Source organism: Pelagimonas sp. (genome assembly GCF_058892305.1).
Genome location: NZ_JBZXVN010000009.1, coordinates 43,102 through 58,381, shown reverse-complemented (window position 1 = coordinate 58,381; position 15,280 = coordinate 43,102). Strand labels below are relative to the sequence as shown.

Here is a 15,280-nt window from a genome sequence, read left to right as displayed (position 1 = left end):
TCACAAAGACATCTGTAGACGCCCTACGCTTCTTTACTTGCGCCAAACCTCGTTCAGCGCCACAAGGCGTGCATGACACATGAACACAATATTCTCTGCGTTGGATCGGTTCTTTGGGACATCATCGGGCGCTCAGCCAGCCACATGCGTGCCGGATCGGATGTTCCTGGTCGTATCATTCGTCTGCCCGGTGGTGTTGCTATGAACATCGCAATGGCGCTGTCTCGGTTTGGGTTAAAACCCGATTTGTTGTCGGCGATCGGACAAGACGCCGAAGGCAATGAATTGGTGTCTGAATGCGCTCGACGTGGTCTGGGAACCGATTTCCTCTATCGGTCCGCTGACTTACCGACCGATCGATACATGGCCATCGAAGGTGCGAATGGTTTGATCGCCGCGATTGCCGATGCTCATTCGCTAGAAGCTGCGGGTGATAAGATACTGAACCCCTTGAATTTTGGCCCTTTGGGGAGCGATGAAACCCCCTATGATGGCATGATTGCATTGGATGGTAATCTCACCGCGACTTTGCTTGAGGACATCGCTGCAAGCCTTTCTTTTTCCAAAGCAGATTTGCGTGTCGCTCCGGCCAGTCCTGGCAAAGCAGAACGCCTTTTGCCCTTTGTGAGATCAGGCCGCGGAACCTTATACGTCAACCTCGAAGAAGCCGGAATTTTATGTCAATCCAGCTTTGAAAACAGTTCAGATGCCGCCGCTAAGCTATTGGAAAGAGGTGCGTTTCGTGTCCTTGTGACCAACGGTGGTGAAAGCTGTTGTGACGCAACCCAGGACGGTTTGGTCACAGAGCGCCCACCGGAGGTTTTGGTGACCCGCGTCACAGGGGCCGGTGATACATTCATGGCGGCTCATATTGCTGCTGAATGCGACGGATCGGACCGAAAAGATGCGCTTAGCCGCGCATTGCATGCCGCCGCAGCCTATGTTTCCGGAGAAATAGCCATATGACCATCGTCACCCCCTCGCCCGCTGTCGCCGCCGCTTTGGCCGAAAACCGTCCGGTTGTTGCGCTTGAAAGCACGATCATCACCCATGGAATGCCGTGGCCACAAAACCTTGAGGTTGCGCGTCAGGTTGAGCAAACTGTGCGGGATAGCGGTGCCGAGCCCGCGACCATCGCCGTTATCGACGGAAACTTGCACGTTGGGCTAACGGACGATCAGCTTGACGCTCTGGCTCAAGCCCGTGGCGTCGCCAAGCTTAGCCGCGCCGACATGGCCGTTTGCATGTCACAAGGCCGGACAGGTGCGACAACTGTCGCCGCGACAATGATTGCCTCTAAACTGGCTGGTATCTCGGTCTTTGCGACCGGTGGCATTGGTGGTGTGCACAAAGGTGCCGAGGATAGCTTTGATATTTCTGCGGATTTGCAGGAATTGTCGCACAGCGAAGTGACGGTTGTCGCGGCCGGTGCCAAGGCGATCCTTGACCTTCCAAAGACGCTAGAAGTCCTTGAAACGCTTGGGGTTCCTGTCATTGCATATGGTCAGGATCAGGTGCCTGCCTTCTGGTCTCGAGAGGCCGGATTGCGCGCTCCTTTGCGGATGGACACGGCGAAGGATATCGCCAAAGCACATGTTATGCGCGGCCGCCTTGGTTTACCCGGTGGGCAATTGGTCACCAACCCGATCCCGCAAGAGGCTGAAATTGCGCGTGAAACGCTTGCGCCCATCATTGCAGAAGCCACACGGGATGCCCATACCCACGGGATTTCAGGCAAAGATGTCACGCCCTACTTGCTCCAGCGGATTTTTGAATTGACCGACGGGCGTTCACTAGAGGCAAATATCGCGCTGGTTCTCAACAATGCCCGGCTAGCCGCTGAAATTGCCCAAGAAATGTGCAATATTGACGCGTGATGTCATAGAAATGCGCTCTGCCCATTGTAGAGCGCATAGGTACAACCTAATTTGCCATTAACCCTTACGTGAAAAACAACGCCATATGACAACTCCATTTGACCAGGACAGCAAACGCCCCGGTTTTATAACAAGACTGCGCAACTCGTTTCTAACCGGGATCATTGTGATCGCGCCTGTTGGTTTGACGGTTTGGCTGATTTGGACCGTCGTTGGATGGGTCGATAGTTTTGTCTGGCCATTTGTCCCAGCCGGGTATCAACCCGCGGCAATTATCAACCGTTTTCTTGAACTGGAAGGTGCCGACCAAATCGACGTGAACGTTCGCGGCTTAGGCGTTGTTATCTTTCTGGTTTTCACAGTTTTGGTTGGATGGATCGCCAAGGGTTTGATCGGGCGTTCGATGATCACCTTTGCGGAAAACCTAGTGGATCGAACGCCCATTGTTCGCTCCATTTATTCCGGCATCAAACAGCTCGCGGAAACGGTCTTTGCCCAGACCGATCGCAGTTTCGAAAAGGCTTGCCTTATCCAGTACCCTCGCAAAGGGATTTGGGCGATTGGCTTTATTTCCACCCAAGCGCGCGGTGAAGTGGCTGACAAAGCTGAGACGGTTGGTGATATGATGTCGGTATTTGTGCCGACGACACCCAATCCGACCTCGGGCTTTTTGTTGTTCTTTCCAGTCGAAGATATCATCGAGTTGGACATGACCATAGAAGAGGCCGCCAAATTGGTGATCTCTGCCGGGTTGGTCTATCCCAATGGTGAAAAAGCCAAGGAAGCCCTTGAGACTCAGCTTAAAAGAGCTAGCTGAGTCAGCCGAACATCTTTTTAAGATCGGCGGTTTGACGGTTTCCGAGGTCGCTTTTGTGCGCTTCTATAAACCCACCAGCGGCGCGGCGCCCGGCCTCTTTGAGTTGTCTTAGTACCGACGGCACCGGCAATGATTTTGTGGCAACAGAAAGGTCATTCATCAAGTCGTCATCGGCAATCATGTGAACCCGAACCTCCTTCATAGATCCGGGTTGCAAGGCACCCTGCCCCAACAAGCGTTGAACAAATTCAATGGCGCGCAGTTCTCGCAAAAGCGACGAATTGAAGCTGATTTCGTTGATCCGATTTTGGATTTCCGGCGGCGTTACGGGTATTTGATCTCGGTGCAAAGGGTTGAGATTGACCACAACAATATCGTCCGGCAAGCTCTTGTCAAAAAAAGGAAAAAGCGGTGGATTGCCAGTGTAGCCACCATCCCAAAACGCTTCGACAACCCCGGTTTCTGGGTCTTCAAGCTCGACGGCTTGAAACAGTGTCGGAAGGCAAGCCGAAGCCAAAATGGCCTGCGTGTTGATTTTGTCACCGGTAAAAACGCGAATTTTACCATCGCGCACCTGCGTTGCACCAACGAAAAACCGTGGGCCATCCGCTGCACAAATCGTTTCGAAGTCAAACTTGTCGACGACTTTTTCCAATGGGTTTCGATAGGCAGGCCCCCAAGCATAGGGCGACAACATACGCCCCATGGTTTCGCCCCAAATATAGGGTAGTGAATATTCCACCGCCTTAGACACCGCACCGGGATGAGGAAGCCACGGGTGCATCCATTCGGGCGTTGTCGTTTCGCTGGCACCAAGCTGACCCCAGAGCCAATCCAGATTTTCGCGCGCGCCGTCACGACCGCCTTTGATCAATCCAGATTTCAGTGCGGCCCCATTCAAGGCCCCCGCCGAGGTGCCGGAAATTGCGGCGATCTCCAAACCATCTTCTTCCAGCAAGCGATCCAGAACACCCCAGGTAAAAGCCCCATGCGCCCCGCCGCCTTGCAAGGCCAGATTGATCTTTACCATGGTTGTCCCCTTTGCTCGTGACCTCTTTATTCATACCCGTCTCAATGGGTAATGACCACAACGGGAATATGACGTTAAGGCAGGCCAAAGTGACGCAACGGAGTGCAACGTAAAGCTTTTCAAGCGAGACCGTAGCGGGAATACCTTTGCCAAACGACCGAGAGAAAGGTGCCCAAAATGACCGCATCCGTCATTCTTAAACGCGAAGGCCATGTTGCCGAAGTGTGGCTAAACCGTCCTGAAAAACACAATGCCGTTGATCAATCCGTGTTCGAAGGGCTTGCGCAAATTGGTGAGGATATCCGCGCCGACAAGAGCATCCGCGCCGTTATTCTAACCGGCGAAGGGGACAATTTTTGCTCTGGGATCGACACTGGTTTCTTCACGGGGGCACTCAACCCGGCCAAGTTGGTTGAGCAGATCAAAACCTTCCCCGAAGGCGAAAACGCCAACATGTTCCAAAAGCCCGGCTGGGTCTGGCAAGAGGTGGGCGTTCCGGTCATCGCCGCAATACAGGGCGTTGCCTTTGGGGCGGGCACGCAAATTGCGCTCGGGGCTGATATTCGTCTCGCGGCGCCCAACACCCGTATGTCGGTGATGGAAATCAAATGGGGTCTGATCCCGGATATGAGCATCACCCAGACCCTGCCCCGCGTTGTGCGTATGGATGTCGCCAAGGAGCTGTTGTTCACCGGCCGTATCGTTGAGGCTGCGGAATGCGCCGAATTGGGGTTGGTGACACGCGTTGTCGACAATCCGCTAGAGGAAGCGCGGGCCATGGCGGCCTTGATCGCAAGCAAGAACCCCGACGCGATCCGCCGCAACAAACAGCTTTTGAATGAGACCTGGACCGGTGATGCCAGTGAAACGATGCGTCGGGAGGCCGAGCTTCAGGCCGAAATCATTGGTCAGCCAAATCAGATGGAAGCCGTTTTCGCCAACTTCCAAAAGCGCGACCCCAACTTCAAATGAGAAGGAGGCCCGGCAGTGTCCCGGGCCGCCATTTCAAAGTCTTACAGAGCGGTCCAGCCACCATCGACGCTAATCGTGGTGCCGGTGATCTGGGCCGCCGCATCCGAACATAGGAACACCGCCGTACCGCCCATCTGCTCAACGGTTGCGAACTCTTTAGAGGGCTGACGCGTCAGCATGACGTTCTTTACAACCTCTTCACGGCTCATATTGTATTCTTTCATCGTGTCGGGGATCTGGGCCTCGACCAATGGGGTTAACACATAGCCGGGGCAAATGGCGTTGGCGGTTATCGGTTCTTGCGCGGTTTCAAGCGCCACAACCTTGGTCATGCCCACAACGCCGTGTTTGGCGGCAACATAGGCCGATTTGTACGGCGATGCCGTTAACCCATGCGCCGAGGCGATGTTGACCACCCTGCCCCAGCCTGCTGCGCGCATTTTGGGCAAGGCGGCGGCCGTGGTGTGATAGGCTGAATTCATGTTGATGGCGATGATGGCGTCCCATTTGTCTTCGGGGAATTCGTCAATCGGCGCGACGTGCTGGATACCGGCGTTGTTGATCAGAATGTCGCAGCTTCCTGCTTGCTCGATGAGGGCGCGGCAGGCGCTGGCCTTGGACATATCCGCCTGAATATAACGCGCGGTGACACCGGTCTCTTTGGCGATTTGCGCGGCAATATCATGGTCCTCGGGGCGGTCGGTAAACGAATTGATCACCACATCGGCCCCGGCCTTGGCCATTTCCCAAGCGATTCCCAAACCGATTCCCGAGTTGGATCCGGTGATTACGGCGGTTTTTCCCTGAAGCGACATAGCGGTTGCTCTCCTGTCTGACTGGCTTTGCATGCGCAGCATATCATGCTGCATTGCCCATAAATGCAAGGGCCTGACGCCTATCTATGGCTATATCAATTGCTTTGGTGGCACTAAGCTATTGGCAGAAAAAAACCCCGGCACGAAGCCGGGGTTAAGTCATTGAGGCAGGTTTCATACAGGCAAGAAACCTATCGAGCAGTGACTTTGTTATAAGCATTAACCCGCCCGAGTCCAAGCTAAAAGTTTGAAAAGGCGTAAAAGCACCGGTAGGCTGAGCCTCAATAAAACAAGGGTTAACAGGGATTGTTGCCAAAATGAGCTTAAACTTTTTCCAGAATACAGGCCGCACAATGGGTGCGATTTCTCTGATTCTAACCAGTGGGTTAGCCGCAGGAGTCGCCTGGGCCGATCCTCAGCATGGCATAGCTATGTATGGCGACCCGGCCCTTCCACCGGATTTTGTGTCTCTCCCTTATGTCAATCAGGATGCGCCAAAGGGAGGCGTTATTGCCGCCGGTGAAGTCGGCAGTTTTGATAGCCTCAATCCTTATATTCAAAAAGGTCGGGTTCCTTGGCAATTGCGCTTTCTTGGATCCGAAAGCCTTATGGGGCGCAATTGGGATGAACCTTTCTCGCTTTATGGTCTTTTGGCCGAATCGATTGAGGTTGGGCCGAATCGCGAATGGGCGGAATTCACTTTGCGTGACGGGGCCAAATTCTCGGATGGCAGCCCGGTGACCATCGACGATGTTATGTGGAGCTATGAAACTCTCGGCACCCAAGGCCATGGCCGCTACCGCGGACTTTGGAGCAAAATCGACAAGATGGAGAAGACCGGCCCCAATAAGGTCAAGTTCACCTTCAATGTCGAAGATCGCGAGTTGGCGCTCATCGTCGGAATGCGTCCGATCTTGAAAAAGGCCCAATGGGACGGTGTCGATTTTGAACAATCCCGTCTGGATTTGCTCCCGATTACCTCGGCCCCTTATGTGATCGAGGACTATGAGGCCGGGCGCTATGTCTCGCTCAAACGCAATCCCGACTACTGGGGCAAGGACTTGCCCTTCCGTCGTGGCACAATGAATTTCGACGAGATTCGGATGGAGTTCTTTGGCGACGAAACCGCGATGTTCGAAGCCTTCAAGGGCGGCGTTCTGAACTCGAACCGCGAATTCAACGTTGAAAAGTGGCAGACCCAATATGGCTTCCCTGCGGTGAGCGCCGGTGAAGTTGTAAAGTCGGAAATTCCACATGCCCGCCCCTCCGGGATCATCGGATTGGCGATGAACACACGTCGCGATCTGTTTAACGACTGGCGCGTACGAGATGCGCTTATGCATGCGTTCAACTTTGAATATATCAATGAAACGCTGACCGGATCGCAGCAACCACGCATCACGTCCTATTTCTCCAACTCAGTCCTCGGCATGCAGGACGGCCCCGCGACCGGCAAGGTCAAAGAGCTTTTGGAGCCATTCAAGGATGAACTTTTGCCCGGCGCGCTTGAAGGCTACGCCCTGCCCGTCTCTGATGGGTCAGAGCGCAATCGCAAAAACCTGCGCAAGGCCTTGGCCCTGATGGAAGAGGCCGGTTATACGGTTCAGGATGGGGTGATGAAGGATCAGGACGGCACACCGTTCACCTTTGAAATCCTGATGCGCAAAGGCAATGCCGAGCATGAGCGGATTGCCGACACCTATCAGCAGGCTTTGACGCGGATGAGTATCGACGTGTCGATCAACTCAATCGATTCCGCCCAATATAAGGAACGCACAGTCGAATATGATTTCGACATGACCTTCTATTGGCGCGGTGTGTCGCTGAGCCCCGGCAACGAACAACACAATTATTGGGGGTCTAACGGGGTCGAGACTCAAGGAACGCGGAACTGGATGGGCATCAATTCACCGGCAGTTGATGCGATGATCACCTCGGTTCTGACGTCAACCACACGCGACGATTTCATCGCGTCCACCCGAGCCTTGGACCGCGTGTTGACATCCGGGCGCTATGTGATTCCATTCTACACCTACACAAACGGCCGCTTGGCCCATGCCAAAGAATTGCAATTTCCCGACCGCATTCCGGTCTATGGCGATTGGATCACATGGCAATCTGATGTCTGGTGGTGGGACGAAAAGTAATCAAAACCAATTGAATTCGGCGGGATCTTCCCCGCCGTTTTTGTATCTGCATATGCGACCTTTCGGCTAAAGACCCGAGCGCGCGACCGTCCTATCCTGTACAAGAATTCAAGAAAGACGAAAGCGCTATGACCAGCAGCCCACACACAGCTTTGGCATCCGGAACCAGTTCTGCTCTGGTCGTTGACGATCATCCTCTGTTTTGTGATGCGCTGACGTTGACCTTGCAATCTATTGCTGATTTTGAAGAAATCCGCACCGCCGGAACCTTGGAAAAAGCACTAGAGATCGTCGGGCAAGACGCGAAAATTGGCTTGATCATCCTTGATTTGAACCTGCCTGATGTGAACGGCCTTGACGGGTTGGTCCGTCTACGCAACGCGGCGCCAGAAGCGATAATCATCATTGCCTCTTCTATGGCCGACAATCGAATGATTAGCCACGCGCTCAAGGCGGGGGCTAACGGGTTTGTCCCCAAGCATTCACAGCGCTCAGTGTTTCGGCGTGCCTTCGAAGCGGTCACCGCTGGCCAAAGCTTTGTTCCTGATAGCTATATTGACCCGCAAGGCGGTCAAGAAAACGCGCCCGATGATGCCCTCGCGCGTCTTGCGTCCCTAACCAACCAGCAGGCGCGTATTTTGCATTTGATCTGCGAAGGCAAGCTTAACAAGCAAATCGCCTATGACCTATCTATCGCCGAGACCACAGTCAAAGCCCATGTTACCGCCATTATGCGCAAGCTTGGCGTACATTCCAGGACCCAAGCGGTGTTGGTCGCGCAGGAGGCGCGATTTTCACGGGTCTTGCCAAACGAGGGATAAGCCCCCTATTCTCGGCAGACTGATCTGAGGAAAGAAGAAAGAGTGGACGGAGCAACACACAGCTCCGCTCGGGAGGAGTTAACCAGATCGCCGGCCCTGCGCACAGCGCAAGTCGCCGCAACAGACCCGAACCCAGCTCTCGCCTTGCGCGAAGAACTTGGGGGCGGGCCGTTCTCAATGGTATGCTTGTTTGCCTCTCCTGACGCGGATTTTGGTGCCCTCACAGGTGCCGCACAGAGCCTTTTTGAAGGCGCTGAAATCCTGTCCTGTACAACCGCTGGTGAACTCGGACAACAAGGGTACGAAGATGGTCAGATCATTGCCATCGGGTTCCCGTCCGAAAACTTTGCGACGTCGACTTATGTGATTGATGATCTTGGCAATATGGACGAACAGAGTATCGTTGATACCCTTATTCAACAACGTCTGGACCTGAACCACCGCGCGAGATCAATGGCGTCGGAATTCGCCTTTCTCATGGTTGATGGCCTGTCGCTCTGCGAAGAAAAACTCACAAGCGTTCTTGCCTCAGGGCTTGGCTCTATGTCGCTCTTTGGCGGCTCTTCCGGTGATGGAACCGAGTTTGGTCAGACCTGGCTGTCTCATAACGGGACCATCCGCCAAAATGCCGCTGTTGTGGCATTGGTTCGGAGCAATTGCCCCGTTCGGGTGTTTAGCCTCGATCATTTGGTTCCGACGGATACGCGGATGGTCGTAACGGGGGCTGATCCGGCCAACCGATTGGTGCATGAAATTAATGCCGAACCCGCCGCTAAGGAATATGCACGATTGACCGGCAAAGATCCGTTACAACTTTCTGCGTTTACCTTTGCGGCGTACCCTGTGGTTGTGCGATTGGGGGACACACATCATGTGCGCGCCATCCAAAGAGTGAATGAAAATGGGGATTTGGTTTTCTTTTCTGCGGTGAACGAAGGTATGGTTCTGACCCTAGCCAATCATCAGGATATGGCCGGTCATCTGGAAAAAGGGTTGTCTAAGTTTGGTGCCGATGGGGCACCGGACCACATTTTGGGCTGTGATTGCCTTTTGCGTCGGGTTGAAGCAGAACAAAAACAAAAAACCCGCGAAATTTCTGATATATTGCAACGTCATAACGTTGTAGGATTTTCCACCTATGGGGAACAAATTGGCGGCCTGCATGTCAACCAAACCTTGACCGGAGTTGCAATCTACCCCCCGACCCCACGAGATTCAGAATAGCGCAAAAGCTTATGTCCCTGATAGATCCTGATGACAGCCTAGAGCGCCAGAACGAAAAACTGTTGAAAATTGCCGACGCCTTGATGAAGCGCGTCGAGTATGGAAGTGAGCAATCAAGCGCAGCCTATGCGCAATTCGAACGCGCCGCTCTGTTGGAAAAACGGGTGCGCGAACGTACGCTTGAACTTGAACAGACCCTCGACCTATTGCACCAGTCCAACGCGCAGTTGGCTCAGGCACATGACGATACCGAAGCCGCGAGGCGCAACCTCGCCGATGCAATTGAAACCGTTTCCGAAGGCTTCGCGTTGTTCGACCCGGATGATTACCTGGTTATGAGTAACTCTCGGTTTTGTCGTTACTTCAAGGATATGGAAGAGGTTCTTCATCCGGGGATGCCGTTTTCGGACTATGTGCAAAACATCAGCCGATCCGCCTACCTTGCCTTGCCCAAAGGGATCACTTCGGCAAATTGGGCAGAGCAACGTATGCGCCGTCACCAAGACCGCCATGTGATGTTCAATGTCCGATTGATCAAGGATCGTTGGCTGCAAGTGTCCGAACATCGCACCGCAAATGGTGGCACCGTTGTTTTGCAGACTGATGTGACGGATTTGATCCGATTGGAACGTCAGGAACGCGATCGCCTGAAAGACAAGCAAACCCGAGTCATTCGCGCGACCTTGGATCATTTGAACCAAGGGGTCTGTGTCTTTGACGAAAACGCCCGGTTGGTTGGATGGAATCGCAAAATTGGTGCTCTGCTCGCTTTGCCGGCCCGACGCTTGCAATTGGGCGTTTCGTTTTCTGGTTTGCTCGAACAATTGGACGAACAGATCGTTTTCACCCGCGGCTTGGGCCCGGAAGGTTTCTTACGATGGGCCAATTCCGAAGGGCCACGCGGGCCAATCAGTTTTGAGATCAAACGTGGCCTCGGCACGACCTTGCAAATTTTTGGTCGCGGTATGCCGGACCAAGGTTTTGTGATTTCCGTAACAGACGTTACAGCCGAACGTGAAGCGGCGCAAAAGCTCGCTGAAATCAACGAAATTCTTGAACAACGGGTTGTTGAACGCACCATGGAGCTGGAAGATGCTCTGGCCGCGGCGGAACGCGCTAATGCCTCAAAATCGCGCTTTGTCGCAGCGGCGAGCCACGATTTGCTGCAACCCCTGTCAGCAGCAAAATTGTTCATTTCATCGCTCGCCGACATGTCCAAGACCGCGCATGAGCAGGCCGTACTAGCAAAAGCTGATGCCGCACTTGGTAGCGCGGGCGAAATTATTGATGCTCTTTTGGATATTTCCAAGCTGGATTCGGATGAGGGCATCACCTTTGATGTACGCAATGTTGCCTTGCGCGACATCCTTGGGAGCTTGCGCGATGAAATGGAAGTTTTGGCCGCTGAAAACGGGTTGGAACTGAGATTTGTCCCGTCGGATTTGATGGTTGAAACCGATCCGGCCTATTTTCGACGTATCATTCAAAACCTGATTTCCAACGCTGTGCGCTATACGGAAACCGGCAAGGTTTTGTTAGGGGTGCGCCGGGTTGGTGGCTCGGCCCGGATCGAAATTTGGGATACCGGACCCGGCATTGACGAGGACGATCAGCTTACCATTTTTGAAGAATTTCGCCGACTTGATCCCAATGTCAGCGCCAACGAAGGCTTGGGGCTTGGCCTTGCGATTGTCGAACGCGCCTGTGCCCGTCTTGGCCATGCCCTTGATCTGAAATCCACCCCCGGTCAGGGAAGTTGCTTTATGGTGACGGTACCTATCGCGGGCCGCGCGGATCGCAAGAAATCGAGTGCAAGACGCATCGCAGCCCCAGTGGGGTTGGCCCAGGCGGGATTGATTGTTTTGCTGGTCGAAAATGAATCACAGCTCCGTCGCGCTTTGACGGTGATGCTAGAAGCGTGGGGCGTTCATGTTATTGAGGCCGATGACGCAAACTCGGCCCTGACATTATTGGAAGACATTGAAATTACACCGGATGTTTTGCTTGTCGATTACCAACTGGGACCGGGCAGAACCGGTATAGATCTCTATTCAGCGATCAAGGATATGCACGGGGCTCTCCCCTGTGCGGTGATCTCCGCCGACCGAGCAACGGACCTCCAATTGGCCTGCAAACAGCATGAGATCGAGCTGCTTCCAAAGCCGCTCGATCGTCATAAACTTGGTGCGTTTTTGGATGCGGTTGCGACGGCATCCAACTGATTTTACATCATGCCGCTGCAACGTCTTGGTGGTTTGGGGAGACCAAGTCGTTGCGGATTTACAATCAAAATCCAACGTGGCGGATGCCCTGGTGCCTGGGTGCGTTGGTAGCTACAGCCCTTGGCCGTCGTCATGACATCACCGCGTGGCACAACGATGCCTTGGGTCGACATAAATGGAACGGCCTGCGCCAGAACCTCGCCCTTGGGCGCGTGATCAGGAACAGCGGCTAGGCCCAGTGTGGCCAAGGTAACAAATGCGGTAATGCCCATGTCTTGGGTCTCCCTCTGAACAGAAAATCCTGTGCCGCAAAGTCATGCGGCTTGCAGGTCTCTGTTTGGCGGGCAAGCCGATCTTCTCCATGGTTTGATCATGGCAAAAATCGGACTATCCACGTCAATTTTAGGCGAATGCCATGGAGGATGCCCCTCAAAGACCAATAACAATATCAGCCCGCAGCCCACCCATTTCGGCGCTTTCACCTAGGCGTAAAACTCCGCCATGGGCGCGGGCAATATCGGCAGCAATGGCCAATCCCAACCCAACACCCGATCCGCGATCTTGATTGCGCGCCGGATCAAGACGCACAAAAGGCCGCATGGCTCTCTCACGTTCATCAACCGGAATGCCCGGACCGTCATCCTCGACCCGAATGCGCAAAGCCTTGGTTGATAAGAACATAGAAACCCGACAAGACGTTCCATATCGTCCGGCATTGCCAATAAGGTTTTCAACAGCACGACGCATTGATCGTGGTCTTAAGCGAACCTCGCCCTCGCCTTCCAATTCTGCGATTTCAACGTCTTGCCCCGTTCGTTGCGCATCTTGGACAATGTCGGCGACCAACATGAATGGGTCTACCAACTCTGCTGTCGCAGCCTGGGCGTCTCCGCGGGCAAAATCCAGAAACGCATCAATCAAACGTTGCATTTCCTCGACATCTTGCTCAAGCGGTGCTCGGTCTTCTTCCTCCAAGAGTGACAGACCCAAACGCAGTCGTGTGATTGGTGTTCGTAGGTCATGACTTACACCAGATAACATCATGGTGCGTTGTTCGATGTGTCGTTCGATTCTGGCCCTCATATCGACAAACGCATTGCCAGCCGCACGAACTTCGACGGCACCAGACGGGGAATAGATTTCGTGACGCCCACGTCCAAAAGCCTCGGCGGCCGTTGCAAGACGTGTGATCGGGCGCAGTTGATTGCGAAGGTACAAAAACGCGATCAATGTCATGAGAACCCCAAAAAACACCATATTGACCAAAAGTTGATGCGGGTTCGTGGCCGACACTCGCCCCCGGCTGGTTTCAACAAGGAACATTGTTTCGTCGCGTCGGATATAAAGCTGAACCAATCCATCGTTTGGCAATGCAACCCGTTCCAACCCCGGAATTTTCCGGTTAAGTTCTCGGATCACAACTCCGCCGGTTAAATCAAACCACCTCTTGATGTCCTCTGGTGGAACGACGTTGTCAGCGACCGTTGAGATATCTAAATCGAGTTGTTTTAAGGCATCAACTTGATGGTCGGTCAGGCTAAGAGCCAGATTTGCAGCGCGTGCCAATTCACGACTCATCTGCTGAGTGACGTCGTCAAAATGGCGTTGAATAAAGATCACCGAGACAACCAATTGAAGCGTGACCACAGGCAAAACCAGGATCAAGGCAGCCCGCCCATACAAACTGCGCGGCATATAATGTTTGAGCCATTTGAAAGACATGAGATAAGCCTATCCAAACCCGCGCGCAGCTTCCATCGCGAAAAGGACAATCCATGCAAGATCCTCAACCTGATTTTCAACCCGTCGCTGGTGCCGCAGAGGAGCTTGCACCGGGATTGCGCCGAATTGTTGCGCCGAACCCGTCACCGATGACGTTTCGAGGCACCAACACCTATCTGTTAGGAACCAGTGAACTGGCTGTTATTGACCCTGGCCCCAATGATCCGGCACATTTAGACGCAATCCAGTCCGCTGTTCTTCCGGGCCAAAAACTAACCCATATCTGTGTTACTCATGCCCATCTTGATCACTCCCCACTCGCGCGGTCATTGGCCGATTGGTCCAAGGCCCCGGTGTTGGCATTCGGCCGAGCCGAGGATGGCCGAAGCGAAACAATGAGACAGCTTGCCCAATCTGGGTGTGTTGGTGGGGGCGAAGGCGTTGATCACGCCTTTAACCCCGATGTCCGCCTGTCCGATGGTCAAGTCATAAAAGGCGATGGGTGGTCGCTCCAGGCCCTGCACACGCCCGGCCATATGGCCAACCATCTCTGTTTTGCTTGGGACCGGGTTTTGTTTTCTGGTGACCTCGTTATGGGATGGGCCAGCTCACTTGTCTCCCCCCCTGATGGCGATCTAGGTGGGTTCATGTCTTCGTTGCGCAGGCTGAGTGAAACAGATTGGCAAACTTTTCACGCCGGACATGGCGCGCCCATCCCGACCCCCAATGACCGTGTTAAAGAGCTCCTGTTACATCGCATGGCGCGCGAGTCCGCCATATTAGAAGGTCTGGCAAAAGGCCCCGCTAATTCTCAGCAACTGGCACAGATGATTTACACGGATACCCCCAAAGCCTTACTTCCCGCCGCGTCACGCAATGTTTTGGCTCACCTTATTGATCTTATGGATAAATCCATCATCGAACCGGTTTCAGATCTGTCGGAAACAGCTGTTTTTCGTCGGATTTAGTCCAAGGCGAAAAAAAACTGCATTTTGTTCAAAATCCCTCTGGACGCCCGAAATTCTCATAGCTATACACCCCCACATATTCCGGCGTAGCTCAGCGGTAGAGCAGTTGACTGTTAATCAATTGGCCGTAGGTTCGATCCCTACCGCCGGAGCCAAAATCCTCTGATATTCTCAGAGGTATATGAAAAAGCCCCCGAAAGGGGGCTTTTCTTGTTTCGGCCCGAATAATCATCGTGTGCAAAAAATTAGGCTGCATTGGATGGCGTTACACCGGTTGAAGCCACCCAATTGATGCTCAGAACTGGCCACATCTGATAGGCCTTGCCCGATTTTCCATTGGGTGTGGTGACAAGGCTTGTTTTTGCGTTATCTTCCGGAGTGCTGAACGTCAGTTCATCAACGGCTTCGGGGAAAACGCGGCTTGGTCACTGGCAAGCGAGCCGTCCTTGAAACCATACGCTCGTTCCGCAGCTAGCTGCAGACTTTGCGTCTGATCCGGTGACGCTAGCGGACATCAATGCGCCATCGCATCTCTGTTTGGGCGGCTTTGGCAGACCACGCATGACCGAAGAGTTGAAAGAGATTGGCCTGACTGTCGGTCATCGCCGTTTGGGCAGATTGTTGCGCTAGAACGGCATCACTATCGTCTGAACTCGCCAATACAA

The 15,280-nt window shown here is 53.7% G+C and carries 13 protein-coding genes, 1 tRNA gene and 1 pseudogene; 11 read left to right on the top strand and 4 right to left on the bottom strand.

What is annotated here, in order from left to right:
* Positions 1–72 precede the first annotated feature (72 nt).
* The 3 genes from AC5EFR_RS04025 to AC5EFR_RS04015 all read left to right on the top strand — a co-directional run bounded on the left by AC5EFR_RS04025 (position 73) and on the right by AC5EFR_RS04015 (position 2,694).
* Positions 73–966, top strand: coding sequence for a PfkB family carbohydrate kinase (locus AC5EFR_RS04025; protein ID WP_493574672.1), 894 nt, complete (start codon positions 73–75; stop codon positions 964–966).
* Positions 963–1,877, top strand: a complete 915-nt coding sequence (locus AC5EFR_RS04020) for a pseudouridine-5'-phosphate glycosidase (protein ID WP_493574671.1) — start codon at positions 963–965, stop codon at positions 1,875–1,877. The genes AC5EFR_RS04025 and AC5EFR_RS04020 overlap by 4 nt, the downstream gene beginning before the upstream one ends.
* A gap of 85 nt (positions 1,878–1,962) precedes the next feature.
* On the top strand, positions 1,963–2,694 hold the full coding sequence (locus tag AC5EFR_RS04015; protein WP_493574670.1) for a DUF502 domain-containing protein: 732 nt from the start codon (positions 1,963–1,965) through the stop codon (positions 2,692–2,694).
* 1 nt (position 2,695) lies between these two features.
* On the opposite strand, the gene AC5EFR_RS04010 is transcribed toward AC5EFR_RS04015, so the two are convergent.
* Positions 2,696–3,724, bottom strand: coding sequence for a patatin-like phospholipase family protein (locus AC5EFR_RS04010; RefSeq protein WP_493574669.1), 1,029 nt, complete (start codon positions 3,722–3,724; stop codon positions 2,696–2,698).
* A 177-nt stretch (positions 3,725–3,901) separates the two neighbouring features.
* On the opposite strand from AC5EFR_RS04010, the gene AC5EFR_RS04005 reads away from it, so the two are divergent.
* The gene (locus tag AC5EFR_RS04005; RefSeq protein WP_493574668.1) at positions 3,902–4,696 is read left to right on the top strand and encodes a crotonase/enoyl-CoA hydratase family protein; all 795 of its coding nucleotides are present in this window, start codon (positions 3,902–3,904) and stop codon (positions 4,694–4,696) included.
* A 41-nt stretch (positions 4,697–4,737) separates the two neighbouring features.
* On the opposite strand, the gene AC5EFR_RS04000 is transcribed toward AC5EFR_RS04005, so the two are convergent.
* A complete protein-coding gene (locus AC5EFR_RS04000) occupies positions 4,738–5,511 on the bottom strand; it encodes a 3-hydroxybutyrate dehydrogenase (RefSeq protein WP_493574667.1) in 774 nt (257 codons plus the stop codon).
* A 317-nt stretch (positions 5,512–5,828) separates the two neighbouring features.
* On the opposite strand from AC5EFR_RS04000, the gene AC5EFR_RS03995 reads away from it, so the two are divergent.
* From AC5EFR_RS03995 to AC5EFR_RS03980, 4 genes are all read left to right on the top strand, one after another.
* Entirely contained in the window at positions 5,829–7,658 is a 1,830-nt protein-coding gene (locus tag AC5EFR_RS03995) for an extracellular solute-binding protein (protein WP_493574666.1), read from the top strand.
* A gap of 128 nt (positions 7,659–7,786) precedes the next feature.
* The gene (locus AC5EFR_RS03990; RefSeq protein WP_493574665.1) at positions 7,787–8,479 is read left to right on the top strand and encodes a response regulator; all 693 of its coding nucleotides are present in this window, start codon (positions 7,787–7,789) and stop codon (positions 8,477–8,479) included.
* Between the two features lie 42 nt (positions 8,480–8,521).
* Positions 8,522–9,703, top strand: coding sequence for an FIST N-terminal domain-containing protein (locus tag AC5EFR_RS03985; RefSeq protein WP_493574664.1), 1,182 nt, complete (start codon positions 8,522–8,524; stop codon positions 9,701–9,703).
* Between the two features lie 11 nt (positions 9,704–9,714).
* On the top strand, positions 9,715–11,925 hold the full coding sequence (locus AC5EFR_RS03980; RefSeq protein ID WP_493574663.1) for a hybrid sensor histidine kinase/response regulator: 2,211 nt from the start codon (positions 9,715–9,717) through the stop codon (positions 11,923–11,925).
* A 2-nt stretch (positions 11,926–11,927) separates the two neighbouring features.
* Here AC5EFR_RS03980 and AC5EFR_RS03975 read toward each other — a convergent pair whose 3' ends face one another.
* Together AC5EFR_RS03975 and AC5EFR_RS03970 are read right to left on the bottom strand one after the other, a co-directional pair.
* A complete protein-coding gene (locus tag AC5EFR_RS03975) occupies positions 11,928–12,197 on the bottom strand; it encodes a hypothetical protein (RefSeq protein WP_299922254.1) in 270 nt (89 codons plus the stop codon).
* Positions 12,198–12,354: 157 nt separating this feature from the next.
* Positions 12,355–13,647 (bottom strand): ATP-binding protein, encoded by a 1,293-nt coding sequence (locus AC5EFR_RS03970; RefSeq protein ID WP_493574662.1) that lies wholly within the window; start codon positions 13,645–13,647, stop codon positions 12,355–12,357.
* Positions 13,648–13,700: 53 nt separating this feature from the next.
* On the opposite strand from AC5EFR_RS03970, the gene AC5EFR_RS03965 reads away from it, so the two are divergent.
* The 3 genes and pseudogenes from AC5EFR_RS03965 to AC5EFR_RS03955 all read left to right on the top strand — a co-directional run.
* Positions 13,701–14,615, top strand: a complete 915-nt coding sequence (locus AC5EFR_RS03965; protein ID WP_493574661.1) for an MBL fold metallo-hydrolase — start codon at positions 13,701–13,703, stop codon at positions 14,613–14,615.
* Positions 14,616–14,695: 80 nt separating this feature from the next.
* Positions 14,696–14,770, top strand: a tRNA-Asn gene (locus AC5EFR_RS03960).
* Positions 14,771–15,104: 334 nt separating this feature from the next.
* Positions 15,105–15,242: pseudogene (locus AC5EFR_RS03955) on the top strand (IS3 family transposase); the annotation flags it as partial.
* Between the last annotated feature and the right edge of the window lie 38 nt (positions 15,243–15,280).